27 protein-coding genes are annotated in these 25,270 nt (G+C 57.3%); 11 read left to right on the top strand and 16 right to left on the bottom strand.

Annotated elements, in window-relative coordinates; all coding sequences use genetic code 11:
- Positions 1-187 precede the first annotated feature (187 nt).
- On the bottom strand, positions 188-1,081 hold the full coding sequence (locus tag F8N44_RS11850) for a LysR family transcriptional regulator (protein ID WP_191630886.1): 894 nt from the start codon (positions 1,079-1,081) through the stop codon (positions 188-190).
- Positions 1,082-1,166: 85 nt separating this feature from the next.
- Here F8N44_RS11850 and F8N44_RS11845 point away from each other — a divergent pair, with 85 nt between their 5' ends.
- Positions 1,167-1,943: an NAD(P)H-dependent oxidoreductase gene (locus F8N44_RS11845; RefSeq protein ID WP_150650433.1), complete on the top strand. Its 777-nt coding sequence runs from the start codon at positions 1,167-1,169 to the stop codon at positions 1,941-1,943.
- 344 nt (positions 1,944-2,287) lie between these two features.
- Here the strand turns inward: F8N44_RS11845 and F8N44_RS11840 are convergent, their stop codons facing one another.
- From F8N44_RS11840 to F8N44_RS11825, 4 genes are all read right to left on the bottom strand, one after another.
- A complete protein-coding gene (locus tag F8N44_RS11840; RefSeq protein WP_150650432.1) occupies positions 2,288-3,307 on the bottom strand; it encodes an AbrB family transcriptional regulator in 1,020 nt (339 codons plus the stop codon).
- 50 nt (positions 3,308-3,357) lie between these two features.
- The gene (locus F8N44_RS11835; RefSeq protein WP_150650431.1) at positions 3,358-4,005 is read right to left on the bottom strand and encodes a hypothetical protein; all 648 of its coding nucleotides are present in this window, start codon (positions 4,003-4,005) and stop codon (positions 3,358-3,360) included.
- A 72-nt stretch (positions 4,006-4,077) separates the two neighbouring features.
- Positions 4,078-4,500 carry an HD domain-containing protein gene (locus tag F8N44_RS11830; RefSeq protein ID WP_150650430.1) on the bottom strand — a complete coding sequence of 141 codons (423 nt, stop codon included), beginning with the start codon at positions 4,498-4,500 and terminating at the stop codon, positions 4,078-4,080.
- A gap of 15 nt (positions 4,501-4,515) precedes the next feature.
- A complete protein-coding gene (locus tag F8N44_RS11825) occupies positions 4,516-4,905 on the bottom strand; it encodes a hypothetical protein (protein WP_150650429.1) in 390 nt (129 codons plus the stop codon).
- Positions 4,906-5,070: 165 nt separating this feature from the next.
- Here F8N44_RS11825 and F8N44_RS11820 point away from each other — a divergent pair, with 165 nt between their 5' ends.
- On the top strand, positions 5,071-5,502 hold the full coding sequence (locus tag F8N44_RS11820) for a hypothetical protein (protein ID WP_007919301.1): 432 nt from the start codon (positions 5,071-5,073) through the stop codon (positions 5,500-5,502).
- A gap of 78 nt (positions 5,503-5,580) precedes the next feature.
- Here the strand turns inward: F8N44_RS11820 and F8N44_RS11815 are convergent, their stop codons facing one another.
- Entirely contained in the window at positions 5,581-5,865 is a 285-nt protein-coding gene (locus F8N44_RS11815) for a hypothetical protein (protein WP_064120842.1), read from the bottom strand.
- A gap of 565 nt (positions 5,866-6,430) precedes the next feature.
- Here F8N44_RS11815 and F8N44_RS11810 point away from each other — a divergent pair.
- The gene (locus F8N44_RS11810) at positions 6,431-6,721 is read left to right on the top strand and encodes a fructose-bisphosphate aldolase (RefSeq protein WP_150650428.1); all 291 of its coding nucleotides are present in this window, start codon (positions 6,431-6,433) and stop codon (positions 6,719-6,721) included.
- A gap of 108 nt (positions 6,722-6,829) precedes the next feature.
- Here F8N44_RS11810 and F8N44_RS11805 read toward each other — a convergent pair whose 3' ends face one another.
- Complete coding sequence (locus F8N44_RS11805) at positions 6,830-8,623, bottom strand: glycosyltransferase family 8 protein (RefSeq protein WP_150650427.1); 1,794 nt, start codon at positions 8,621-8,623, stop codon at positions 6,830-6,832.
- Positions 8,624-9,031: 408 nt separating this feature from the next.
- Positions 9,032-9,580: a cupin domain-containing protein gene (locus F8N44_RS11800; RefSeq protein WP_007950154.1), complete on the bottom strand. Its 549-nt coding sequence runs from the start codon at positions 9,578-9,580 to the stop codon at positions 9,032-9,034.
- A 286-nt stretch (positions 9,581-9,866) separates the two neighbouring features.
- Between F8N44_RS11800 and F8N44_RS11795 the strand changes: the two genes are divergently transcribed.
- On the top strand, positions 9,867-10,193 hold the full coding sequence (locus tag F8N44_RS11795) for a hypothetical protein (protein ID WP_150650426.1): 327 nt from the start codon (positions 9,867-9,869) through the stop codon (positions 10,191-10,193).
- Between the two features lie 39 nt (positions 10,194-10,232).
- Here F8N44_RS11795 and F8N44_RS11790 read toward each other — a convergent pair whose 3' ends face one another.
- The 3 genes from F8N44_RS11790 to F8N44_RS11780 form a co-directional block, all read right to left on the bottom strand.
- The gene (locus F8N44_RS11790) at positions 10,233-11,516 is read right to left on the bottom strand and encodes an NAD(P)/FAD-dependent oxidoreductase (protein WP_108226928.1); all 1,284 of its coding nucleotides are present in this window, start codon (positions 11,514-11,516) and stop codon (positions 10,233-10,235) included.
- A gap of 49 nt (positions 11,517-11,565) precedes the next feature.
- The gene (locus tag F8N44_RS11785; protein ID WP_150650425.1) at positions 11,566-13,056 is read right to left on the bottom strand and encodes an aldehyde dehydrogenase; all 1,491 of its coding nucleotides are present in this window, start codon (positions 13,054-13,056) and stop codon (positions 11,566-11,568) included.
- Between the two features lie 282 nt (positions 13,057-13,338).
- Positions 13,339-14,715, bottom strand: coding sequence for a glutamine synthetase family protein (locus F8N44_RS11780; RefSeq protein ID WP_007918694.1), 1,377 nt, complete (start codon positions 14,713-14,715; stop codon positions 13,339-13,341).
- A gap of 282 nt (positions 14,716-14,997) precedes the next feature.
- Here F8N44_RS11780 and F8N44_RS11775 point away from each other — a divergent pair, with 282 nt between their 5' ends.
- The 5 genes from F8N44_RS11775 to F8N44_RS11755 all read left to right on the top strand — a co-directional run bounded on the left by F8N44_RS11775 (position 14,998) and on the right by F8N44_RS11755 (position 20,342).
- The gene (locus tag F8N44_RS11775) at positions 14,998-15,759 is read left to right on the top strand and encodes a gamma-glutamyl-gamma-aminobutyrate hydrolase family protein (RefSeq protein ID WP_150650424.1); all 762 of its coding nucleotides are present in this window, start codon (positions 14,998-15,000) and stop codon (positions 15,757-15,759) included.
- Between the two features lie 370 nt (positions 15,760-16,129).
- Entirely contained in the window at positions 16,130-17,272 is a 1,143-nt protein-coding gene (locus tag F8N44_RS11770; protein WP_007919249.1) for an ABC transporter ATP-binding protein, read from the top strand.
- Positions 17,269-18,183, top strand: coding sequence for an ABC transporter permease subunit (locus F8N44_RS11765; protein ID WP_150650423.1), 915 nt, complete (start codon positions 17,269-17,271; stop codon positions 18,181-18,183). The genes F8N44_RS11770 and F8N44_RS11765 overlap by 4 nt, the downstream gene beginning before the upstream one ends.
- Positions 18,180-19,055, top strand: coding sequence for an ABC transporter permease subunit (locus F8N44_RS11760; RefSeq protein WP_122598593.1), 876 nt, complete (start codon positions 18,180-18,182; stop codon positions 19,053-19,055). Before F8N44_RS11765 ends, F8N44_RS11760 begins: the two co-directional genes overlap by 4 nt.
- A gap of 189 nt (positions 19,056-19,244) precedes the next feature.
- Positions 19,245-20,342 carry a polyamine ABC transporter substrate-binding protein gene (locus tag F8N44_RS11755; protein ID WP_034155530.1) on the top strand — a complete coding sequence of 366 codons (1,098 nt, stop codon included), beginning with the start codon at positions 19,245-19,247 and terminating at the stop codon, positions 20,340-20,342.
- Positions 20,343-20,592: 250 nt separating this feature from the next.
- Here F8N44_RS11755 and thpR read toward each other — a convergent pair whose 3' ends face one another.
- On the bottom strand, positions 20,593-21,114 hold the full coding sequence (gene thpR, locus F8N44_RS11745) for an RNA 2',3'-cyclic phosphodiesterase (RefSeq protein ID WP_150650422.1): 522 nt from the start codon (positions 21,112-21,114) through the stop codon (positions 20,593-20,595).
- A gap of 107 nt (positions 21,115-21,221) precedes the next feature.
- Here thpR and F8N44_RS11740 point away from each other — a divergent pair, with 107 nt between their 5' ends.
- Complete coding sequence (locus tag F8N44_RS11740; RefSeq protein WP_150650421.1) at positions 21,222-21,416, top strand: hypothetical protein; 195 nt, start codon at positions 21,222-21,224, stop codon at positions 21,414-21,416.
- A 157-nt stretch (positions 21,417-21,573) separates the two neighbouring features.
- On the opposite strand, the gene F8N44_RS11735 is transcribed toward F8N44_RS11740, so the two are convergent.
- Both F8N44_RS11735 and F8N44_RS11730 read right to left on the bottom strand, forming a co-directional pair.
- On the bottom strand, positions 21,574-21,927 hold the full coding sequence (locus F8N44_RS11735) for a DUF1428 domain-containing protein (protein WP_150650420.1): 354 nt from the start codon (positions 21,925-21,927) through the stop codon (positions 21,574-21,576).
- A 2-nt stretch (positions 21,928-21,929) separates the two neighbouring features.
- On the bottom strand, positions 21,930-23,012 hold the full coding sequence (locus tag F8N44_RS11730) for a hypothetical protein (RefSeq protein ID WP_150650419.1): 1,083 nt from the start codon (positions 23,010-23,012) through the stop codon (positions 21,930-21,932).
- A 301-nt stretch (positions 23,013-23,313) separates the two neighbouring features.
- Here F8N44_RS11730 and F8N44_RS11725 point away from each other — a divergent pair, with 301 nt between their 5' ends.
- Complete coding sequence (locus F8N44_RS11725) at positions 23,314-23,589, top strand: hypothetical protein (RefSeq protein WP_150650418.1); 276 nt, start codon at positions 23,314-23,316, stop codon at positions 23,587-23,589.
- A gap of 71 nt (positions 23,590-23,660) precedes the next feature.
- On the opposite strand, the gene F8N44_RS11720 is transcribed toward F8N44_RS11725, so the two are convergent.
- Together F8N44_RS11720 and F8N44_RS11715 are read right to left on the bottom strand one after the other, a co-directional pair.
- Positions 23,661-24,725 (bottom strand): hypothetical protein, encoded by a 1,065-nt coding sequence (locus F8N44_RS11720; RefSeq protein ID WP_224794759.1) that lies wholly within the window; start codon positions 24,723-24,725, stop codon positions 23,661-23,663.
- A gap of 109 nt (positions 24,726-24,834) precedes the next feature.
- Entirely contained in the window at positions 24,835-25,038 is a 204-nt protein-coding gene (locus F8N44_RS11715; RefSeq protein ID WP_064120858.1) for a hypothetical protein, read from the bottom strand.
- Positions 25,039-25,270 lie beyond the last annotated feature (232 nt).

Raw genomic sequence — 25,270 nt, 5'->3', positions numbered from 1 at the left:
ATCGGCAGGTATCGATTGTTTCGATCTTTGGAATCAACAAGGCGAATTTTTTCTTTGCTTTCAACCTGTTCAGAATGGCCGCACTTCTAAAAGGCTCAGGATGAACACCTCATGAATCTCAATTTTGCGTTTGCTTGCATGATCGTCGTGTCGTTTGCAATTGCCCTCGGCCACGCCTGACAGTGCCTCAGACCGACGCCAACAAATGCTCACGCAGCCATTTATGCGCCGGATCACGGTGCGAGCGTTCGCCCCAGAACATCGCCATTTCGTAACCGGGCACTTCCAGCGGCGCGTCGACCACGTGCAACGCCGGGTTGCCGCGCACCAGGCGTGACGGCAGCATCGCCACCAGATCGGTGCTGGCCAACACCGACATCGCCATCAGAAAGTGCGGCACCGACAACACCACTTTTCTCATCAGCCCGACATCAGCCAACGCCCGGTCGGTCACCCCGAAAAAGCCCCCGCCCTCGCGCGACACCATCACGTGCTCCAGCGCGCAGAACTGTTCGCGGCTCGGCGCCTGCATCAAACCTGGATGCCCGACTCGTCCCGCCAGCACGTAACGCTCGGTGAACAGCGGACGTCGATGCAACTCCGGCGGCGCGTCTTCGCTGATGTGCAGCGCCAGATCGAACACGCCCTGCTCGGCCTGTTTAACCAAATGCGCCGGGGTCAGATCGATCACCGCCAGACGCGTGCCCGGCGCCTGTTCGCGCAAGCCGCTCAGCGCCGGCAACACCACCGTCGACTCGCCATAATCCGTCGCGGCGATTTTCCAGGTGTGGGTCGCCAACGCCGGGGCGAACGCACTGGCTGGCGCCACTGCCCTCTCCAACGCCTCCAGCGCCTCGCGCAATGGCTCCCGCAATTCATCGGCGCGCGCCGTCGGGCGCATGCCGCGCGGCCCGGGCAACAGCAGCGGATCCCCGAAGATGTCGCGCAACTTGGCCAGATGCACACTCACCGATGGCTGCGACAGGTTCAGCCGTTGCGCCGCACGGGTGACGTTGTGCTCCGCCAGCAGCACATCAAGGGTCAGCAGCAGATTGATATCCAGCCGTCTCAAATTATTCATGGCTATACCAGACATATCAGACATTCATTTCCAATATACCGGTTGAACGCCGATCCTGCAGTCACTCAGCTAACGGAGCTTCAACATGAACGTGCTACTGGTTTACGCCCATCCAGAACCGACTTCCCTCAACGGCTCGCTGCGCGACTTCAGCGTCCAGCGTCTGCAAGCCGCCGGCCACACCGTGCAAGTCTCCGATCTCTACGCGATGAACTGGAAAGCCAGCCTCGACGCTGACGATGCCCCGCAGCGCGATGCGACTAAACCGTTCCACGCCTCCCTCGACTCGAAAATCGCTTACGCCGAAGGCACCCAGGCTGCCGACATCGCTCGCGAGCAGGAAAAACTGTTGTGGGCGGATGCGCTGATTCTGCAGTTTCCGCTGTGGTGGTTCACCATGCCGGCGATTCTCAAAGGCTGGGTCGATCGGGTATACGCCTACGGTTTTGCCTACGGCGTCGGCGAACATTCCGACAGTCGTTGGGGCGAGCGTTATGGCGAAGGGAAAATGAAAGGCAAACGGGCGATGTTGATGGTCACCACCGGTGGCTGGGAGTCGCATTACGCACCGCGCGGGATTAACGGGCCGATTGATGATTTGCTGTTTCCGATTCAACACGGGATTTTGTACTACCCCGGTTTTGAAGTGGTGCCACCGTTTGTGGTGTATCGGACTAGCCGGATGGATGCAGCGCGATATGCCGAGACTTGTGATGAGTTGGGGCGGCGGCTGGATGAGTTGTGGAGTGCAAGGCCGATTGGGTTCCGGCAGCAGAATGGGGGGGAGTATGAGATCCCTGCTTTGACCTTGAAGAGCGATATCGCGCCGGATAGCGAAGGCTTCGACGCACACATCCGCTAGTGCCGCATCGACCACGTAGAGCAAAAGCCCCTCACCCTAACCCTCTCCCAGAGGGAGAGGGGACTGACCGAGTTGTTTTTTCGAGCTACGCCGACCTGGAATATCGAGCCGAACTCAAGTTTTGAACAGCCCACAATCGGCTCCCTTTCGCCCTCGCCCACCTGGGAGAGAGGCGACTGACAGAGTTGTTTTTCCGAGCTACGCCGACCTGGAATATCGAGCCGAACTCAAGTTTTGAACAGCCCACAATCAGCTCCCTTTCCCCTCGCCCCCTTGGGGGAGAGGGCTGGGGTGAGGGGGACGGATCTAACTGACACACCGCAACACATTGGCATCAGCTCGAGTCATGTTTCCTCGCGCGCCCGCCGCACCTGCACCAACAACGCCGGGGCAAAATGCAGCAACACCATCCGGCTCAAATGATGAGTCAGGATAAACACCACATTCAGCCCACCACCAAACGCGACAATCGCAATCGTCTCAATCGCCCCCGGCATGTACGCCAACCATAGCGAAAGCGGATCATTGCCCAACCAGCGTGCCGCGACTTCAGCAAACACCGCCGCCACCACAATCATCAAACCGACCGAGACCAACGCCATGCGCCCATGACGTCCCAGCTCCGCGACACCCAGCCCCTGAAAACGTGAACCGATACGCACACCGAGAATCAGCGCCGCCAGATTCAAACTCCAATCCGGCATGTGAAAACCGTGCAGCCATCCCGCTTTCACAAACACCGCCGTGATGATGATCGCGGTGAGCATGAACGGCGCCGGTACACCAATCACCAGCAGCAAGCGTCCGAGCAGTACACTCAGCGCGATCACCGAACACGCGGTCAGCGCCATGCCCGTCGTCAAAGGATCGCCGTCGGCAACCGCGATGGCCGCTTGGCCGGGAATCAGGAAACTCACCAGCACGGTAATCAGCAGCAAGCGCATCAGATGCACGATGATGACCTTGCTCGACGCCTTTTCCGATTCGAGCAAATCAAACACCGCCGCCAGCGCACCGGGATAAACCGCCAACAGCGCATCAGTGCGATTCCAGCCTGCGCCGCGCGTCAGCCACCATCCAGCCAATGCGATCTGCACTGCCAGGCAAATCAGCAACACGCCGAGGCTCGGCAACATCGTCGAGGCCGTCGCGCTGTCCCACGCTTCAAACATGAGCCCGGTGGCGATGCCCAGCGTGACCTGGATGTAACCCAGTCCATAGGGGGTTGCCGGGGCGATACCGGTTTTACTGGCAAACAATGCGGTAACGACGATCGAACCCAGCAGCAGGCCATGGGGTACGCCTTCGAACTGCAACAGCGCGCCGAAACCAGCCGCAATCAACAAACACAGAATAGATTTCATCAATCCTCCATCGACTTGAAAGTGTGACTTACGTCGTCTGAACCAATGAGTCAGGATGTACTTTCATGGCGCGTGATCGATGGTTTCTTCGGTGTTTGCGCAACCAGTATTCTGCGGGTGTGCTGTTCCTGTGACTGAACCAGCTTCTCGCCCTTGATAATCTTCAGGCATTCAAGCAACGAGCTGACACCAAAGAAACCCGCGACCGGCACGGTGATACCCATCCAAAAGGCGAATTTCGGTTCAAGCCCCATTGGCTGGATCAACAGAAGTGGAGACATCGCAATAGCGGACCACACGATATACAGCGTGAAACTCCAGGCTTTTCTCCAGATCCTGGAAAAACGCTTTCTATACTTCGGGCGGAAATCAATCCTGTGGCGCTCGACATCAAGCTCAACGTACTTTCTGGAAAGCACATAGTCCCTGAGGTTTCTGGCCGGATTAACGAGGGAAATCAGATACGCGACATCGGCGGGATTGATCGTCGAAGTACCCGCGATAGCCAGGTAGCCGCGCTCCCTGACCAAAAGAGGTAAATCAGGGTTTTGCTCAATATCCTTCAACACCTCTTTCGCGACCCGGTACTCCTCCGCAAGCCGGCTTTTGCCCATAAACGATAATTCGCGAATTACCTTTGTCGCAGCAGCGACGACTCCGATTACCGTCAGTAGCTGAACGATCGTTGCAAACTCCATCCTTGGTTCCTCCCTCTGTGCCTTGCATGGCAGTAAATCGATCGGGAAATGACCTAAGCGGGCAATCCCCTGTTAACCGCGCAACCGTCCAATTGCCCGGCGGTATTTTTCGACCCGTTCCAGATCCTCCCAGCTCGGCGAAGCAATCCGCGACAGGTCGCTGTTCTCTTCCAGATCCGCCAGCTTCACCACCCGACCGATCGTGTTCTGCGCGGCGCGCTCGACAAAATCCTCGTAGGACTCGCCCGGCACTTTGCTCACCGACTCAATCGCCGTCAGCACCTCTTCGCTGAAGCCTTCCTTGCGCAAGTCATCGAGGCTGACACCGCAATCCTCAACCACGTCATGCAGCACGGCGACGATGCGTTGTTCCAGCGTGCTCATGCGCAACATAACCTTCAGCGGATGCAGAATGTACGGCGCACCGCCCTTGTCGACCTGCCCGGCGTGGGCCGTGGCGGCGATGGCGATAGCACGTTCGAGGGTCTGGGTCATGGGATTCTCCGAGGGTTAAACGCCGTAGCGGCCGCCGACGTGGATGTTGCGTTTGAGCCAGTTGCCGATTGCCTTCAGCCGTCCGACTGGTTTGGCTGGCCCGGAATGACGCTGAAGAATCAACGACACGATGGTGATTTGGTCAGCTTGCGGATCGGCATCGATTATCTCAGCGACCCAGGCGCAATCAGCCTTTCTCAGATGCTCGCGCCAATCACCGGGCCAGGCGTCCAGCTCATCCAGCGCCAACCACCGGGCACCGCCCTGCTCGGCATGCCCGCCACCTATTGACTGTTCGAAACACAAAGGCGTGGCCGGCCGGGACAGGTCGAGGCTGAAAATGTAAACGTCGTGGGTTTTATGTTGCGGTGTGGGAGCGTTGTTGCGGCTGCCGATAACCATCATGGCGATGTTCCAATCCTTTGGCGCTGAATGTTTCCGATTGTTTCGCAGTGTACGCGACAGGAGCAAATCAAAAACCCGATGGAACCTCCCTCCTCCACGCCGTCTCGAAACTATAAAGCGCCAACATCATCGATCAGACCCGGCGCCTTTGAAGAGGAAACCCCGATGAACATTCGCTTCCTGCTTCTGATCGCCACCTTCGCAGTCATCCCCACCTGCGTCATGGCCGAAGGCTGCGACGTCCAGACCCAATCCTCCAGCGCCTCGGTGCCGGCGGTGGAAACCCACAGCTGCTATGAATACGAAGGCATGCCGGTCAACTCAATCGACTGGTCGTGCAGCAACGAAAGCAAAGACATGCTCAGCAGCACTAAAACCAAGGTCGAACACTGTGCCGATCACTACCAGGCCACGTGCATCGCCACCATAACCCAGGAATCCCTGGCCAATCCGCACTCCACCAGCAAAGACAAGAATGCCAAGGCATTGAACATCCCCGACAACGCCCAAGTGACCACGTATTACTACGACGTGGAGCATTTGGCCCAGGCGCGGATTGATTGTGAGAACGGTGGCGGGCATTGGAAAACGAAGTAAACGACTGATATCCATGCTAGCGACAGGCAAAGAAAAGCCCGGCTCAAAAGGACCGGGCTTTTTAGTACGCGATATCCATCAACCGCCGCCGCTTCCGCCACTGCTGCTACCGGTTGATTGCCCAGCACCACTGGGTTTGGTGGCAGAAGGCACCGGTCCGTTATCCGTCTTGCCGCCATCCCCACCTTTGGGCAGCGAATCGGCATCCGGATCGGCATTGGTGGCTGGGGACGCCGGCTCACGAGTCTGGCTTGTGCCGTCGTTTGCCGTTGGGGTGGACGTCTCGCCAGCCGCGATCGCGTACAGCGAACTGCCGGACAGCAACGCCGCGAGGGTTAACACCGCGATTTTATGGTTCAACATGGTGGCTCTTCCTTTGCGTGGTGAGTTACAGCATTGGAAGAAGGTGTGCGGCGAAGGTGCGGTGTGTCGGACGAGTGGTCATCACTCGAAAGTCTCGGACCATTTCGATGTCTGAAAACTTCGTAGGAAAACACCCCATGTGGCGAGAGAACTTGCTCCCGCTGGCTTGCGAAGCTGCGCCAAAACCGGATAGTCCGTTTCTCCCAGACATAGCGCACGCCCCGAATTACGACGGATGTGTCGCCGAGCGGGAGCAAGCTACCTTTTCACAGGTGTGCGTATCACGTCCTACAGGTCGGTTGTGGCGGCTGAAATTGCTGCCTAGAGTGAGGTTGTCGCCGACCGCAGTCAGCGATGGGTTTCGCAGCCCTCAGAAGTGACACGTACCGCTAAATGACAACTGTGGCAAAATCCGCCACCGCTTCATTTTATGGCGGCTGTGTGTGGGAGACCTTCGGGTCTGCCGGTTTGACTCTTCTCCGGTCTGCGAACCCGCATACAGCTGCCACCCATTTGTTTCGCAGCAGAAAGGTGGCACTTCCTAATACATTGAAGAGTGCAACCTATGACGATCAAAACACCGCTCCACCACTACGCCCACATGTCCCACCCCGCCACCGAGCACCCCGTCCTCATCATCGACACCAACGCCCCACTACGCGATCTCCACGCCTGCGCTGCCGAACGCCTCGATGCCGTCCTCAAATACCTCGATCTCATTGCCTGCATCCGCCTCCCAGACCACGCCGAACATGACATCAACACCGTGACCAACATCGCCCGGATCATGGTGCAGGATGTGAGTGATGTGTTTCGAGTGATTGAGCAGCGGGGGTTTGATACTTTAAAAATATAATATCCTCTTATAAAAACCGCATAAGTGCGGTTTTTATTCTCAAGCGGTGGCGAGTGCCAGAGCGTCCCGAAAACCATTAGCCAACTACTAAACCAACTCCACTCCCTCTCAGAGCGCCTCCAAGTCGTGAATACCGAGCTTTCTCAAATCCGCCTGAGCAAGCAAGAAGTGTTTGTGCCATAGATTGGGACCACTTCCACCACGATGAGAGGCCTGCCAAGGCTTTGGGGAATCAAGAAAATGCCATACCACACTGTCACGCTCGAGATGATTTATATCTCCTGGAAACAGAAAAGAATTGTACTTCGCAGATAGAGGATGAAAATGCCCTTTCAACGCCTTATTAATTGCACACTGATCGTGATATATCAACTCCACTTCTGGATCCAACACATAACCTATAGCTTTCTGAAGAATAACTTCGGTAGCAGGGTGCTTCAAATCAAATAGCATCACACCTGAGTTCAGGTATTTCTGATTTGATATACCGTGAAGCTTCATTGCTCGCACAACTTTATCTATTTTCCGATCGACTACACCGGACACCGGAAACCCCATCTGATCGACAGCAAACATTGGCATCAGATCGTTGACCACAACTATATCCGCATCCAAATAGATCAACTTACCAAACCCCATACCACACAGCATCTTTATCGCAAACAATCTACCATACGCCATAGACGAAAGTGTTCTGACAGTATGATACCCGTAACGCTCACGACACTTACTGATCTCCGGCATATTATCGTGAATTAAAAGAAACTCTGGCAGCCCCGCAAACTGGGAAACTTTTCCAGATATCATTTCCCAAAAAGATATTTCCGATTCGGGTAGAAACAAAGCAAAAACCGGCTTGATCGCACATTGATTCATTTCTCTGACCACATCAAAAATAGCAACTAAAGCCGGAACTCGGTATAACTTATCCACGCATAGCAGAATGACGTTTTTTGCAACTGGAATTTTCGATAACAGATCAACTCCACTTAAGTCGATACACGAGACAGGCGATAACCCTCTAACATCATCTCCCTTGTGGTAGAGAGAAGATACCGCTGCTCTGCAAGCCATCAAATCAGGAAGACGGTACCACCCCTCAACATCCTCGATATATTCAACGACTTCTTGCGCACTTTTTTCGCTGTCGATCATCCGCAATACGGCCTGCATTTGCCTGTGATAGCAAAACTCAGAGCGGATTAGATATCTCAATAACTTTCTTCCAGTTACGAGATCTCCTATCTCAATATAATAATAAATAATTGAACTTAATAGACAACATGGCAAAAAACAAAACCCGGTATAAAAAGCAATCAACTCACCTGCACAACCAAGTCTATTTTTCTCACAGAGAAAATCAATCCTGACACTAGCAAGGCTAGGTTCCATCATAAAATCCTGAAGAGTTAACTGCGAGAATAATTCTTCCACCGCTTCCTCGCTTTCAACCTCTAAAGCCAGCCTGACTTCCAACGCTTTTAATTTCAGATTAAATGGGCAAACCGCTACTAGATACTTAATTAACGACCTAGGGCAATCAGTTTCCCCCCGTTCCATCAAACCAAAAACCAAATCGACAAGCAAATCTACGTACTCAGGGGCAATTTCAAATAACGGATGGTAAATCAGTTTCACCAAAAACTGATCCGCCCCGTACAAGACTGAGAGCGACAACAAGGACTTGATGGATCCACTATTCGCACACCCATACTTTTTTTCAAGATAGGCAATCACATCATCAACTTCCACGGCATTTAAAGAGCATCTTATGGCAAGAACCTCAAAATCAGATAAATTTTCCAGCGGCGTTTCTTTTTCATAAAAACGATAGTTTTTTTTAGTTAATGCCATCAACCCTTGCAGGTCAACCGCTCTCTGGACAAATTCAATACTATTCATATATCGCTCCTGCTCAGCAGTCACCGATAAACAATTCTTCCCGAGAAAAATTCTTGACCGTAAAACTCAACAGCCAACAAATTAACTCCATCCACTTCAAAACACCGGCCCCGGCATCAATAGCAAGGAGTTGACTAATGCTATTTAAATTTACGACCATGCACACCTGTCACAACTGACAGGTCGCAATAACATTTCGCAATTAATAACTATTTTTTTATACCAACCAGAACTAGATTTTCTGCTGCCATTAAAAGCTCAAAAAAATATTTACGCGCCCTCTTCGCAGCCATCTTCGAACAGAATGCACTTCAATAAATCGTAAAAAAAATCCGACACCAAAATGGCATCGGATTTTTCAAATGTACAACGAGAGCTCAATTGAGCAAGTAACTCAAATATCTAGTATTAAAAATTCGCCGGCGTATTAGCACTAATAATCTCAGCCTCATCCGCCCCGATATTCCGAAACTTATGCGGCAGCGTGGTCGGAAAGTAATACCCATCCCCCGCATTCAACACACTCACCGACCCATCCACAGTCAACTCCACCGTGCCCCGCGTCACCAGCCCACACTCCTCGCCCTCAGCATGCACAATCGGCTCTTCCCCCGAACTCGCACCTGGTGCGTATTGTTCGCGCAGCAAGCGCATCTGGCGGCTGGGCACGGAGGCGCCGATCAGCAGCAGGCGCAGGCCGTGGCGGCCGAGGTCGGGTTGTTCGTTGGCGCGGAAGACGTATTGGTGTTCGCGCGGGGGTTGGTCGAAGGTGAAGAAGTCGGCCAGGGACATCGGTATGCCTTCGAGCAGCTTTTTAAGTGAGCTGACGGAGGGGCTGACGCGATTCTGTTCGATCAGGGAGATGGTGGCATTGGTCACGCCGCTACGCCGGGCCAGCTCGCGCTGGGAGAGTTTGTAGCTTTCGCGTACTAGTTTGAGTCGAGAACCCGTATCCATGACTGCCTTATGTGAGAAGTACTTAGGCTCTGCGCGAAAACTGCCTGCGCGACGATCATGCTGCGTTAAAAACAGGCTCGGAATGCTCATGTAGGGCCCTACACTCCGCTTCCTCGCCTGTTTTTGCCTTGCCTGATCGCCGCTCGGCGGTTCTCGCGCAGACCCACGGGTAATGGGGGTGGGTGGCGGGTGCCGCGCGAGGGGCGCGGATCACGTTGCTCCCGTGTCCCGGAACCGTGAAAGGCGGCTATTAAATCACGTTTGCCGGTGTTGCTCAGCAGGTTCGATGGACGGTGGGGTAAAAGTCCTTCTTGCCTTGGTAATGCAGTTACTGTGGGAGCGAGCCTGCTCGCGATTGGGTGGCACATTCACCATTATTTTTGACTGGATGACCGCCTTCGCGAGCAAGCTCGCTCCCACAGGGTTTGTGGTGTTTCTGTGGGAGGGATGGTGGCTGGGTTGGCCTCATCGCGAGCAGGCTCACTCCTACAATGTGATCTTTGGTGTTTCAGTCGGATTGATGTTGCCTTCGCTGGCCTCTTCGCGAGCAGGCTCGCTCCCACAGTTGGATATCTGGGTGTCAGTGACATCGGTGGTGTTGCTGCAGCATTAAAAAACCGGCGGGGTCTTGGGCCGCCGCCGGGGAGGTAACTTAGATGCCGAAGCGGTCGCGCAGTGAGTAGTAGACGGCGCCGAGGGCGGTGAGTGGTGCGGAGAAGGTGCGGCCGCCGAGCATTGGCATGTGTGGCAAGGAGGCAAAGGCGTCGAAGCGTTCGGCGTCGCCGCGGATCATTTCCGAGATCAGTTTGCCGGCCAGGTGCGAGCAGGTGACGCCGTGGCCGCTGTAGCCTTGCATGTAGTAGGCGTTTTTTTCGATACGGCCGAATTGCGGCATGCGGGACATGGTCAGCAGGAAGTTGCCGGTCCAGCGGTAGTCGATCTTGACGTCTTTGAGCTGCGGGAAGGTCTTGAGGATCTTCGGGCGGATCAGTTGTTCGATGTCGTCCGGTTCACGCGCGCCGTAGACCACGCCGCCGCCGTACAGCAGACGGTTGTCGGCGGTCAGGCGGTAGTAATCCAACAGATAGTTGCAGTCTTCGACGCAGTAGTTGTTGGTGATCAGGCTGCGCGCCTGTTTCTCGGTCAACGGTTCGGTGACGACGATCTGCGAGCCGCACGGCATGCTTTTCGCGGTGACGCGGTTGTCGAGGCCTTGCGGCAAGTAGGCGTTGCCGGCGATCAGCAGGTACTTGGCGCGGACCTGACCTTTGGCGGTGCGCACGACGTTGGGCTCGCCGTATTTGATTTCCACGGCCGCCGATTGCTCGTAGATCTTGCCACCCAAACGTGTGATCGCAGCCGCCTCACCGAGCGCCAGGTTCAGTGGATGCACGTGGCCGCCCTGCATGTCGAGCAGGCCGCCAACGTAAGCATCGGAGCCGACTTCACGACGAATCTCAGCCGCGTCGAGCATCTTCAGGTTGTTGTTGCCGTAACGTTCCCAACCGCGCTTTTGCTCAGCCAGACCATTGAGTTGTTTTTTGTTCATCGCTGCGAAGATGCCGCCCGGGCGGTAGTCGCATTGGATGTCGTATTCCTTGATGCGCGAACGGATGATGTCGGCGCCTTCGAAGATCATGCTGCCGAGGATTTCCGCAGTCTTGTCGCCGTAGCGCTCTTCGATCACGTCGACGTCGCGGCTGTAGGAGTTGACCAGTTGACCACCATTGCGGCCGCTGGCGCCGTAGCCGACTTTGGCCGCTTCCAGCACCGTCACTTTGTAGCCGGCTTCGGTGAGGAACAGTGCCGAGGACAGGCCGGTGTAGCCCGCGCCGATGATGCAGACGTCGCACTCGACCGACTCTTCCAGAACCGGAAAGTCGATGACTTCGTTGCGGGTGGCGGCGTAGTAGCTGTTTACGTGTTGCTGTTTCATACGTTTCTCCGAGGGCCGCCAGACGCTGGCGACCACCGCTGTAATAGAGTCAGAGCTTGATCCAGGTCGCTTTCAGCTCGGTGTACTTGTCGAACGCGTGCAGCGATTTATCGCGGCCGTTACCCGACTGTTTGAAGCCACCGAACGGCGCGGTCATGTCGCCGCCGTCGTACTGGTTGACCCAGACGCTGCCGGCACGCAGGCCACGGGCGAAGGTGTGTGCCTTGCTGAGGTTGCTGGTCCACACGCCGGCGGCGAGGCCGAAGATGCTGTCGTTGGCGATCTGCAGCGCTTCTTCCGCAGTGTCGAAGGTGATCAGCGACAGCACCGGGCCGAAGATTTCTTCCTGGGCGATGGTCATTGCGTTGGTCACGCCGTCGAACAGCGCCGGTTGCACATAGAGGCCACCGGTTTCTTCGAGGGTGCGTTGGCCGCCGGCAATCAGCTCGGCGCCCTGCTCACGACCGATGCTGATGTAGCGCAACACGTTGTCGAGTTGACGCTGATCGACCACGGCACCGACGGTGGTGGCTGGATCGAGTGAATGACCCGGTTTCCAAGCTTGCAGCGCTTCCACCAACAGCGGAATGAACTGCTCGCGGATCGAACGCTCGACCAGCAAGCGCGAACCCGCCGTGCAGACTTCGCCCTGGTTGAACGCAATGGCGCCGGCCGCTGCTTGTGCTGCCGCGCGCAAGTCCGGTGCGTCGGCAAACACCACGTTCGGGCTCTTGCCCCCTGCTTCGAGCCAGACGCGTTTCATGTTGCTTTGGCCGGCATAAATCATCAGCTGTTTGGCAATCGCCGTGGAGCCGGTGAAGGCCAGCACGTCGACGTCCATGTGCAACGCCAACGCCTTGCCGACGGCGTGGCCGAAGCCTGGCAGAACGTTGAACACGCCTTTCGGAATGCCGGCATCCAGTGCGAGCTGGGCGATGCGGATCGCGGTCAGCGGCGATTTTTCCGAAGGTTTGAGAATGAACGAATTGCCCGCTGCCAGCGCCGGGGCGAATTTCCAGCTGGCCATGATCAGCGGGAAGTTCCACGGCACGATTGCCGCAACCACGCCGGAAGGCTCGCGGGTGACGAGGCCGAGTTGGTCGTGCGGTGTGGCGGCGACTTCGTCGTAGATCTTGTCGATGGCTTCGGCGCTCCAGCGGATCGCGTTGGCGGTCGCCGGGATGTCGATGCTCATCGAATCGCTGATCGGTTTACCCATGTCGAGGGTTTCCAGCAGCGCCAGTTCTTCCTGGTTCTGCAGGATCAGATCGGCGAAGCGAATCAGGATGCGCTTGCGCTCGGCCGGGGCTTTTTTCGCCCACACGCCGGATTCGAAAGACTGGCGCGCGACTTCAACGGCGAGGTTGGCATCGGCTTCATCGGTGCTGGCCACGGAGGCGAGGAAACGGCCATCGACGGGGCTCAGGCATTCGAAGGTGTCGCCACTGATGGCCGGGCGGTATTCACCGTTGATGAACGCGCGGGCTTCGATGGTCAGGGACTGGAAGCGTTGTTCCCAGTCGTTGCGGGTCGTTGTCATTGTTGTGGCTCGACAAGGGGGAATGGGGGTGTCGGGGTGTTGTGTCTGGTTTGAGATGGCCGCCCTCACCCTAGCCCTCTCCCGGGGGTAGAGGGGACCGACCGAGTTGTCTTGGGAGATACACCGACCTGAACGACCGAGTCGATTATGGATTCGGTAAAGCAGGTTCAGGTCGCAGAATTTCCCAAGCATCCCCGGGTCAGTCCCCTCTCCCTCCGGGCGGTCCGACGTTTCGGGAGGGTTAGGGTGAGGGGCTCTTCAGCTTTTGAGGGCCTCAGCCAATCACACCGTATGCAGATACCAGTTGTACTCAAGGTCAGAAATCGAGTTCTCAAACTCGGCCAGCTCGCTCTCTTTACACGCGACAAACACGTCGATGTACATCGGGTCGATGTAGCGGGCCATGACCTCGCTGTCGTCCAGCTCACGCAGTGCATCACGCAGGTTGTTCGGCAGGCTCTGTTCGTTCTGCTCGTAGCTGTTGCCTTCCACCGGGGCGCCCGGCTCTATCTGGTTGGTCAGACCGTGGTGAATACCGGCCAGCACCGAAGCCATCAGCAGGTACGGGTTGGCGTCAGCGCCAGCAACGCGATGCTCGATACGCACAGCGTCGGCCGAACCGGTTGGCACACGAACCGCAACGGTGCGGTTGTCGATGCCCCAGCTCGGCGAGTTCGGTACGTAGAACTGCGCGCCAAAGCGGCGGTACGAGTTGACGTTCGGGCAGAGGAACGCCATTTGCGCAGGCAGGGTCTCCAGCACACCGCCGATCGCGTGACGCAGTGCGGCGTTCTGCTCGGGATCCTCGCTGGCGAAGATGTTGTTGCCTTCTTTGTCCAGGATCGAAATGTGTACGTGCAGACCGTTGCCCGCCTGTCCCGGATACGGCTTGGCCATGAAGGTGGTGTCCATCTCGTGGTCGTAGGCGATGTTCTTCACCAGACGCTTGAGCAGGACGGCGTAGTCGCACGCCTTGATCGGGTCGGAGACGTGATGCAGGTTGACTTCGAACTGCGCCGGGGCGCTTTCCTTGACGATCGCGTCAGCCGGGATGCCCTGCTCTTTCGCGCCTTCGAGGATGTCTTGCAGGCAATCGACGTATTCGTCGAGATCGTCGATCAGGTACACCTGAGTCGACACCGGACGCTTGCCGGACACCGGCGAACGTGGCGATTGCGGACGACCGTTCACGTTGTCCTGGTCGATCAGGTAGAACTCGAGTTCGAACGCCGCGCAAATGGTCAGGCCGAGGTCGTCGAATTTGCGTACGACGTTGGCCAGCACTTCACGCGGGTCAGCGAAGAACGGCTGGCCTTCGATCTCGTGCATGGTCATCAGAAGTTGTGCGGTGGGACGCTTCTGCCACGGCTCGATGCTGAGGGTGCCGGGGATCGGGTAGCAGATGCGGTCAGCGTCGCCGATGTCCAGACCCAGGCCGGTGCTTTCCACCGTGGAGCCGTTGATGTCGAGGGCGAAAAGCGAGGCCGGCAGGTTGATGCCTTTCTCGTAAACCTTATGAAGACTGGTGCGTTCGATGCGCTTGCCGCGCACCACACCGTTCATATCCGCAATCAGAAGGTCGACGTACAAAACCTCAGGATATTTCTTAAGGAATGCGTTTGCTTCGTTGAGTTGAACGGTACGCAGAGGGACCGACATGATGCACCTATTTAGCTGTTAATTATTATGTTCACTGCTGTTTCGCCGAGCCAGTCAACCCGAACGGCAAAGTGAAGTCAATAGCGAACACATGGCCGCTCAGGGTTTATTTTTCGGGCTTTTTTTAACACTTGCGTGCCAATACAGGCGCCAGAGCCCCGATAATCATGAAGAGATGATGAACGGCGTTTAGAATTTTTTACATGGCAGTTGTTAATTAAAATCAACGAGGCTAAGCTCCGGAAAAGCTCGTTCAAGTGTCAAACTTCGAGGTGAATAAAAATGGCATTCAAGCCATTGATCGGCGTTACTGCGTGCGTCAAACAGATTGGCCTGCACCCCTATCACATCAGCGGCGACAAGTACGTACGTGCTGTCAGCGTTGGCGCTGAAGGGCTGCCAGTGGTCATTCCTTCCCTTGGCAACCTGACTGAAATCGAAGACCTGCTCGGTCAACTCGACGGTCTGCTGCTGACCGGTTCGCCCTCGAACGTGGAGCCTTTCCACTATCAAGGTCCGGCCAGCGCCCCCGGCACGGATCACGATCCGGCGCGGGATGCCACCACCCTTCCTTTATTGCGTGCAGCCATCGCGGCGGGCGTTCCGGTGCTCGGCATTTGCCGTGGCTTCCAGGAAATGAACGTGGCGTTCGGCGGCAGCCTGCATCAAAAGGTGCATGAGCTGCCGGGCATGCTCGATCATCGTGAAGCCGATAGCCCTGATGTGGCCGTGCAATACGCACCGGCCCATGCGGTGACAGTATTGAGCGGCGGCGTGTTTGAGGCGCTGGAGTTGCCGGGCGAGTTCCAGGTCAATTCGATTCACAGCCAGGGCATCGATCGCCTCGCCCCCGGCCTGCGTGCCGAAGCGGTGGCGCCGGACGGTCTGATCGAGGCGGTCTCGGTCGAGCACAGCCCGACCTTCGCCCTCGGCGTGCAATGGCACCCGGAATGGCAAGTGCTCGACAACCCGAACTACCTGAAGATTTTCCAGGCGTTCGGCGAGGCTTGCCGGCAACGGGCGGCGCGGCGCAACCAGCGCTGATCCAACCCAAGAATACGTAACGATTTACTGCCCCCATGAATATCGGGTGTGCCTGCGCGCATCCGTCATTCGTGAACAGCGACACCCGTAATAACAACAAGTACGACCCAGGCAGCCAGGACGGCGGCGCCGAACAAGCCGGATCGGTACGGGTAATGCCAGTCAGGTAAACGCATTTCCCCTGTGGGAGCGAGCCTGCTCGCGAAAGCGGTGTATCAGCAAACAATGATGTCGACTGACACTCCGTATTCGCGAGCAGGCTCGCTCCCACAGGTTCTGCGCCAGAGCTGACAGGCATCCCGTACAGGCTTGCAATCCACTTAAGCCCGGCCACATTGGCCCGGCGAACGAAACCTGTTGGGAGTTTCACATGGCAAACGCCTCCAGCACTTACAGGAAGGCACTTGAAGGTCATCAGCAACCGAAAAAGGTGCTGGTGAAAGTCGATCGTGTCACCAAGAAGTTCGACGAAACCGTGGCCGTGGACGATGTGTCCCTGGAGATCCATCAGGGCGAAATCTTCGCCCTGCTCGGTGGCTCCGGTTCGGGCAAATCGACCCTGCTGCGCATGCTCGCCGGGTTCGAGCGTCCGACCGAAGGGCGGATTCTGCTCGACGGCGTGGACATCACCGACATGCCGCCGTACGAGCGGCCGATCAACATGATGTTCCAGTCCTACGCGCTGTTCCCACACATGACCGTCGCGCAGAACATCGCCTTCGGCCTCAAGCAAGACCGTTTGCCGGCCAGCGAAATCGATGCCCGCGTCGATGAAATGCTGCGCCTTGTCCACATGACTCAATACGCCAAACGCCGTCCGCACCAGTTGTCCGGTGGTCAGCGTCAGCGCGTCGCCCTTGCCCGCTCGCTGGCCAAGCGTCCGAAGCTATTGCTGCTCGACGAGCCAATGGGTGCGCTGGATAAAAAGCTGCGTTCGCAGATGCAACTGGAGCTGGTACAGATCATCGAACGCGTTGGCGTGACCTGCGTGATGGTGACTCACGACCAGGAAGAAGCCATGACCATGGCCGAGCGCATCGCGATCATGCACCTCGGTTGGATCGCGCAGATCGGCAGCCCGGTCGACATTTATGAAGCGCCGGTCAGCCGCATGGTTTGCGAGTTCATCGGCAACGTGAACGCCTTCGACGGCACCGTGGTGGAAGACCTCGAAGGTCACGCGATCATCCACAGCCCGGACTTGCAGCAGAAGATCTACGTCGGTCACGGCGTCAGCACTTCGGTACAGGACAAGTCGGTCACCTACGCGATCCGTCCGGAAAAAATGCTCGTCAGCACCACCCAACCCGAGTTCCGCTACAACTGGTCCGAAGGCAAGGTGCATGACATCGCCTACCTCGGCGGTCACTCGGTGTTCTACGTCGAACTGCCCGGCGGCAAAATCGTCCAGTCGTTCATGGCCAACGCCGAACGCCGTGGTGCGCGTCCGACCTGGGACGACAAAGTCTACGTCTGGTGGGAAGACGACAGCGGCGTGGTACTGCGCTCATGAAAACCTTCAATCAGCAATTCCTGCGCCTGGTGCCCAGCGGGCGAAAACTGGTGATCGGCATTCCGTTCATCTGGCTGTTCCTGTTCTTCATGCTGCCGTTCTTTCTGGTGATGAAGATCAGCTTCTCGGAAGCCGCGCTGTCGATCCCACCGTACTCGGAGATCTACACCTACGCCGAACAGAAATTCCAGCTGCTGCTGAATATCGGCAACTACACCCTGCTCGGCGAAGACGAGCTGTACCTGTCGGCGTATCTCGGTTCGCTGAAGGTCGCGGCACTGAGCACGATGATGTGCCTGCTGATCGGTTTCCCGATGGCCTACGCGATCACCAAGACCGGCAAGGAAACGCAAAACGTCCTGCTGCTGTTGATCATGATGCCGACCTGGACCGCGATCCTGATCCGCGTTTACGCGTGGATGGGCATCCTCAGCAACAACGGTTTGCTCAACGCGTTTCTGATGTGGACGGGGCTGACCGATCACCCGATCGAGATCCTCAACACCAACACCGCCGTGTATATCGGCGTGGTTTATGCCTATTTGCCGTTCATGGTGTTGCCGCTGTACGCCAACCTGGTGAAGCACGATGGCAGTCTGCTGGAAGCCGCGCAGGATCTTGGCTCGAGCAACTTCAACAACTTCTGGAAAATCACCGTGCCGCTGGCCAAGAACGGCATTATTGCCGGCTGCATGCTGGTGTTCATTCCGGTGGTCGGCGAGTTCGTCATCCCTGAACTGTTGGGTGGCCCGGAGACGCTGATGATCGGTCGTGTGCTGTGGCAAGAGTTCTTCAATAACCGCGACTGGCCGGTGGCGTCTGCGCTGGCGGTGGTGATGCTGTTGATCCTGATTGTGCCGATTCTGCTGTTCAACCGCAGCCAGGCCAAAGAGATGGAGGCACGGGGATGAAACGCTTCGGTTTTTCCAAGTTCATGCTGATCTTCGGTTTGATGTTCATTTATCTGCCGATGCTGATTCTGGTGATCTACTCGTTCAACGCATCGAAACTGGTGACGGTGTGGGGTGGCTGGTCGGTAAAGTGGTACGTCGGTTTGCTCGACAACACGCAACTGATGGGCTCGGTGGTGCGCTCGCTGGAAATCGCCTGCTACACCGCGATTGCCGCCGTTGCATTGGGCACCCTCGCCGCTTTCGTGCTGACGCGCGTCACGCGCTTCAAGGGTCGCACGCTGTTTGGTGGTCTGGTCACCGCGCCGTTGGTGATGCCGGAGGTGATCACCGGTCTGTCGCTGTTGCTGCTGTTTGTGGCGATGGCGCAGTTGATCGGCTGGCCGCAGGAACGTGGCATCGTCACGATCTGGATCGCCCACACCACGTTTTGTGCCGCTTATGTGGCGGTGGTAGTCTCCGCCCGCCTGCGCGAACTGGATCTGTCGATCGAAGAAGCGGCGATGGATCTCGGTGCGAAGCCGTTCAAGGTGTTTTTCCTGATCACCATTCCAATGATCGCGCCGTCGCTGGCGGCGGGCGGGATGATGTCGTTCGCCTTGTCGCTGGATGACCTGGTGTTGGCCAGCTTCGTCTCCGGCCCGGGGTCCACCACCCTGCCGATGGAAGTTTTCTCGGCGGTGCGTCTGGGCGTGAAGCCCGAGATCAACGCTGTGGCGAGTCTGATTCTGCTGGCGGTTTCCTTGGTGACCTTCCTGGTCTGGTACTTCGGCCGCAAGGCAGAAGCCAACCGCAAAAAAGCGATTCAGGAAGCGATGGATCAGACGGCGAATGAGTCGTGGCAGCAACCGCAACAAGCCGCCACCGCTTGACCGGTAGGAGCTGCGGCACGCTGCGATCTTTTGATCTTGATGTAAAAGATCAAAAGATCGCAGCCTCGTTTCACTCGACAGCTCCTACACAAATGTAGTCAGCCCCTCGGTCAGTCCCCTCTCCCCTTGGGAGAGGGTCAGGGTTAGGGGGCTTTGCGTAATGTGAATAAAAAGAATGGAGTTGTACCGATGAAAATGTTTGGCAGGACTCTGCTGACACTGTCCTTAATGGGCGCAATGGTCATGGGCGCCCAGGCCAACGACAAGGTGCTGCGCGTTTACAACTGGTCCGATTACATCGCGCCGGACACCGTCAAGAAGTTCGAAGACGAGACCGGCATCCGCGTGACCTACGACGTCTTCGACAGCAACGAAACCCTTGAGGCGCGCTTGCTGGCGGGCAAATCCGGCTACGACCTGGTCGTGCCGTCGAACAGTTTCCTGGCCAAGCAGATCAAGGCCGGCGTCTATCAGACGCTGGACAAATCGAAGCTGCCGAACTGGAAGAATCTCAACCCGGTGCTGCTGAAAAACGCCGCCGCCAGTGACCCGGACAACGCCCACGCGTTCCCGTACATGTGGGGCTCGATCGGCATCGGTTTCAACCCGGCCAAGGTCAAGGAAGTGCTCGGCGCCAATGCCCCGACCAATTCCTGGGACTTGCTGTTCAAGCCGGAAAACGCTGAAAAACTCAAAGCCTGCGGCATCAGTTTCCTCGACTCGCCGACCGAAATGATCCCGGCCGCCCTGCACTATCTGGGCTACCCGGTGAACGACAAGGACACCGCGCACATCAAGGAAGCCGAGGCGCTGTTCATGAAGATCCGCCCGAACGTGGCGTATTTCCATTCCTCGAAATACATCTCCGATCTGGCCAACGGCAACATCTGTGTAGCGGTCGGTTACTCCGGCGACGTGCTGCAAGCCAAGGCCCGCGCCGTGGAATCGGGCAACAACGTGGTGATCGATTACAGCATTCCCAAGGAAGGCGCCGGCAGCTTCTACGACATGGTCGCGATCCCGCGCGATGCCGCCAACGTCGAGAACGCTTACCTGTTCATGGACTTCCTGATGCGCCCGGACATCATCGCCGAGATCACCAACAGCAATGGCTACAGCAACGCCAACGCGGCGGCTACACCATTGGTGGATGAAGCGATCCGCAACGATCCGGGTTCGTACCCGTCGCAAGCGGTGATGGCGACGTTGTACGCGGTGCCGGATCAGCCGATTGCCACACAGCGAATCATGACCCGTGGCTGGACCCGGGTGAAACTCGGTAAATAGGACAAGCGAAAATCCAAATGTGGGAGCGAGCTTGCTCGCGAAAGCGGTGGGTCAGGCCATGCAGATGTTGAGTGAGCCGACGCCTTCGCGAGCAAGCTCGCTCCCACAGGGACGGTGTTGACTCGAAAAATCATTGATTTCCCGTTCACGCAGCGCCTTACCACCGCTGCACCCTGCCATGAACGGCCTCACCTGGCTCCCTCGGTTCAGGTGAATTCTCAGGCGCCCTCGGGCGCCTTTTTTTGTGCCTTCACATCAGCGACCAGTCTTGAAGAATCCGATAGCGGCCCTTGTGTGATTCAAACAAGGCGAAGCGTTCAGCACGCAGGAAAAACTCCGGCGGCGTAGCGGATTCCGGCTCCGGCGCACGGTACTCACGGGACAACGTCAGATGCGGGCGAAACTCGCGTGGCGTCTCTTCAAAGCCAAACGGCAACATCGCCTGCTCCAGTGCATAAACCAACCGCAACAAAGCCTGCGGTGCCTGCTCCGGCGCCAGCGACAACACCCCGGCGCGATGCCAGACCTGCAGACGATCCAGCGCAATTTTCAATGGCTCACCCGGCGTACGCACTTGTCCGGCCGCCTCGCAGACTTCGTTGATCTGCGCTAATGGCACCGCGCCGAGAAACAGCAGCGTCAGATGAAAGTTGTCCGCCGGCACGGGCTTACCGGTTCGCAAGCCCAGATCCGCTCGCCATTGGGCAATCGCCTTGCGTTGCGCCGGCGGGCAATCGAGGGCGAAAAACAGTCGCTTCGCTTCATCGGTCATGGCCCTGCTCCCTTGCTCATCATGATCAGCCGGATTCTACACAGCCTGACCGGACGACTCGTGACAGCTAGCTATAGTTCAAGGATTGCCATCAAACGGAGGCCGCCATGCGCGAGATCCTCAGCAAAGAACCGTGGTGGGCCCGACCGCCGCAACCCGGGCAGGATGAGAAGGAAGTGGAATGGGGCTGGCTGGTGCATTACAGCGAGGGTGAGCCGCGTTTCGAATTCGTCCGTGAACGCCCGACGGACGAGCAGATCCGCGACCGCAAAAGCTGCCGCATCACCCCCTCTGCCGAGTGATCACAGCCAGTGACCACTAATCCTGTGGGAGCGAGCCTGCTCGCGAAAGCGGAGTTTCAGTGACCTTTTTGTTGACTGACACACCGCATTCGCGAGCAGGCTCGCTCCCACAGGGTTTTGTGGTGAAGCATGAATCTTGCCCATTCAAAAATCGGGTTCAGGACTCAAGAATATTTTTAAAGCCGCCAAAGATCATCCGTTGACCATCAAACCCCATCGGGTTGACGTCCGGTTGCATGCGCGGGTCTTCCATCATTTTTGCCATGCCGGCATCACGGGTGGCTTTGTCTGGCCAGATCAGCCAGCCGGACGACACCGTTTCGCCTTCCTTGAGTTTGACCGCCATCGGGAATGACGTGACCTTGCCCTCCGGCACGTCATCGCCCCAGCACTGCATCACTTCCTGTGCACCGTATTCCTTGAACAGTTTCGCCGCGATTTCACAGTGCTTTTTGTACTGCTCAAGGTTGGCAGTCGGCACCGGCGCTACGAAAATATCGATGTAAGCCATGATCACTCTCCTTGCACGTTGGGTTCGATCTGCTGATTGGTCGATTGCGGCGGTTGCCAGTCGACACGGTTCACGCCCAAGCCGACCGACGGTTCATCGCCCCCACCCAGATTGCGCTCGACCTGCCCGGCCATGTGCAGGGTACCGGCCATGACGCCGGTGGTCGGGTTCTGCACCAGTTTCAGCCAAGCCTTGTCGAAGGTGCTGCCCAGACTGCTGCGGATCAGCGCTTCACTGTCCGGCCGGTCATTGGCCTGGATGATCGCGCGAATGCCGGCCACACCGACCGAAATCAGTCCGCCAGCCAGTTTTCCGGCCGCTGCTGCGACTGCGCTGGCAGCCCCACGCGGGGCCATTTCCGCTTCCATCCGCTGACTGGCGCGTTTGGCCACCGGGGCCATGCCGGCATCCGTCGAGCCAATCCCCTTTGAGCCACCCTCGGTGTGAATCTTGTCGATCAGCGCGGCATAGGCCGGCAAGGTGTTCAACGGTTCCGTACTGATGACCTGAAACAACGAAGCGTCCCGCGCCGGCGGCGGGCCCAGCGCGATGGCAGGGACTTTCTGCAAGCGTCCATTGAGCTGACCAACGGGCACGCCATGACGCTGGGCGATGAGCGGCATCTGCTGTGCCATCAGTTGCGCGTAGAACGCCGTGGCCTGCCCGAGGATCGCATCCGGATCAATCTCCACCGCCACCGGCGCCAGCACCCTTTCCTGATATTGCTCAAGCAGATACGCCGCCAGGCGCTTGGCCGACGCGTCCTGCTCGCCACCGGCATTGATCGTGTACCAACTGACCTTCATCGACAGCCATTCCTGGGTCCAGTAGCTGCTGAACCACGGGATGAAATTTTCTTCAGTTTGCTGATAGACCCGAGTGCGCCAATGTTCCATCGAACCACGGGCAAAGACTTTGACTTGCTCGGTGGACTGCTGCGAAGCGCTGACGATTTCCCGGTCGATCTGCTGCCAGGTGGCCGGCGAGACAAACACGGCCTGCGGCGCCGACACCGGCGCCCGCGCCGAAGTGGCGCAGCCGGCCAGCAACAACAGTGCGGCGACGAGCAGCGCACGCGGGTTCACGGTGGCGGTTTCCTTTCAACAAGGAGGAGTCAGATTTGAGTATAGGTGTGGGCGTCGGACCATTTGTCCGCTATCGCGAAAACACTGTAGATCCCCTGTGGGAGCGAGCTTGCTCGCGAATGCGGTGTATCAGACACATATGAATCGACTGGCTCGACGCCTTCGCGAGCAAGCTCGCTCCCACAGTGGTCTGCGACAACCATCACTGCCATCGATATTCACCATCGCCACGATTGCCTTCCGCCCACCGCCCATGAAAGGCACGATTAGCCCATCCGAAACACAACGAGGAGTTCACAGCATGATTCACACCCACGTCATACTCTCCGTGAGTTTCCCGGTGTTCGGCAGCAACTATTACGACCAGCACGCCGTGTCGCACAGAGCTCAGGCACTGGTGTTCAACGAAGATTTCGAAGATCTGCTGATGCCCGCCGCGAGCAATCATTTCAGCAATGAAGTGGTCGGCCTCAACGATCAGTTCCGTTTTCTGAGCGACATTCTCGCCACCCATTTGCTGGACATCGAGGCCTCTGTGCCTGCGCGATCCAGCGTCCGGGCGAGCGCTCACTTTTAATTGCAACACGCACAAAAAAGCCCACTGGCCGTATCGGCGCAGTGGGCTTTTTCACATCAGGACGGCGACGCTCAGGGCTTCCAGCACTCAGCGAAACGCGAGCAAACGTTGTACTGCGCATCCATTTCGGCCAAACGGTCGAAATGGCGCCGGACGGCTTCGCGCATGGCATCCTTGGAGGACTGCAAATAGTACTGGATCATGGCGGTCTCCATTTCGGTCGGCGCGGTATTGCCGCGTTTACCGGAGGTACCGTCGAGGGTGGACCATTCCTTCAAGCGCTTGTCGTCGACACTGCGCAAGCGCTTGCGGTACTCGGCGCTGGAGCGGGTCATCGCCTCGCTGGCAACAGCCTCGGTTTCATTGTCGAATTCAAGCATGTTCTGGCGGTAAAGCGTCCAATACTCATCCGGCATGTCAAAGCCCATTCTGGCCTTGCGCTCGCGGACCAATGCATCGATTTTATCCCCGGTAACGCTCGCCGAAGTCGGCTTCTGGGGATCAGACTTCATCGCCACAAAGAGACTGGCATCGACAATGCGGTCGATCATCACCGTGCGCTCCGGCGTGTCCGGCAGCGATTCCAGCGGCTTTGGAAAGAGCGGACTAAGCCCCACACACGCTGCCGGCGGGTTGTGATCTAACGGGATGACCGTGCGCACATCTTTACCGCCAATGCGCTCCAAATGACGCAACGATGTGATGCACTGGGACTTGGTGACATCAAGGGTGACTTCGTATTCATTGCCACGCTTGGGGGTAAAGGAAAAGCTTGAACCGCAAACCGCGTAGCCGACCTGTGTATTGACGCTCAGATACGCTTCCTGCTCGGGTTTGAGCTTGAACTCAAGATAACCACGAGCCTTTTCCGGCGGCGCAACGATCATTCCCACGCGCCGATTGCTGTCGCGAAGAAGCAGATTATTGAGGATGCCGGTGGTCAGGCCATCGCAATGCTGCGCGTCAAAATAGTTCATCGTGGCGTTATCGGTATTAGCGACAAACCGCACTTTGGCGGCGTCTGGGTCGGTTGCATCCGGGTAAGTGCCGGTGATACTGCAACCCGACAGCAACGTGCAGGACAGCACCGTGCCCGCCAGTGTCATCGCGAAGCGTAGCGGAGAAGCAAAGGACATGATCTTCCTTGACGAGGCAGTAAAAAGGCGCACATGCTACTAAATTGCCATCACTGCGTCCATCCACGTATCAAATCAACATTAGCCCGTCCCTGGGCTGCGGATTCAATCAATCATCATCCCGATCACGGTAGTAACGACGCCCGTCGCGACGATCATCGCGGTCGTCCCAGCGCCGGTCATGGTCGTAATTGCGGCCATGATCGCGGTCGTAATGCCGGCCATGGCGGTGGTCATCATCAAAATCCGCGACACAGCCACCTAGCATTACGGCGGCGGTCACGGTCAGCAGCATCGTTGTTGCGCGCTTCATTCAACACTTCCCTAAAACCAAGGTCTTGACGACGGAATCGGCCACGCTGCCCGAGCCTTCTGGAGCGGTGCGTGCAGCCGCAGATACGACCGGGCAAAACGCCGTTGATTCAATGGCCACTAGCGACCGTTTGTCGCCCCGTCCTCGCAGCCCGAGCGGCGGCGAAATGCCACCTATACTGCTTGCAACCTAGCCCCACGCAATGGATCTGCGCCCTCAATAACAACAAGCA

The organism is Pseudomonas fluorescens, from assembly GCF_902497745.1.
GTDB lineage: Bacteria > Pseudomonadota > Gammaproteobacteria > Pseudomonadales > Pseudomonadaceae > Aquipseudomonas > Aquipseudomonas fluorescens_BM.
Note: the sequence above shows the minus strand (reverse complement) of the source record. Positions and strands in the feature narration are given on the sequence as shown.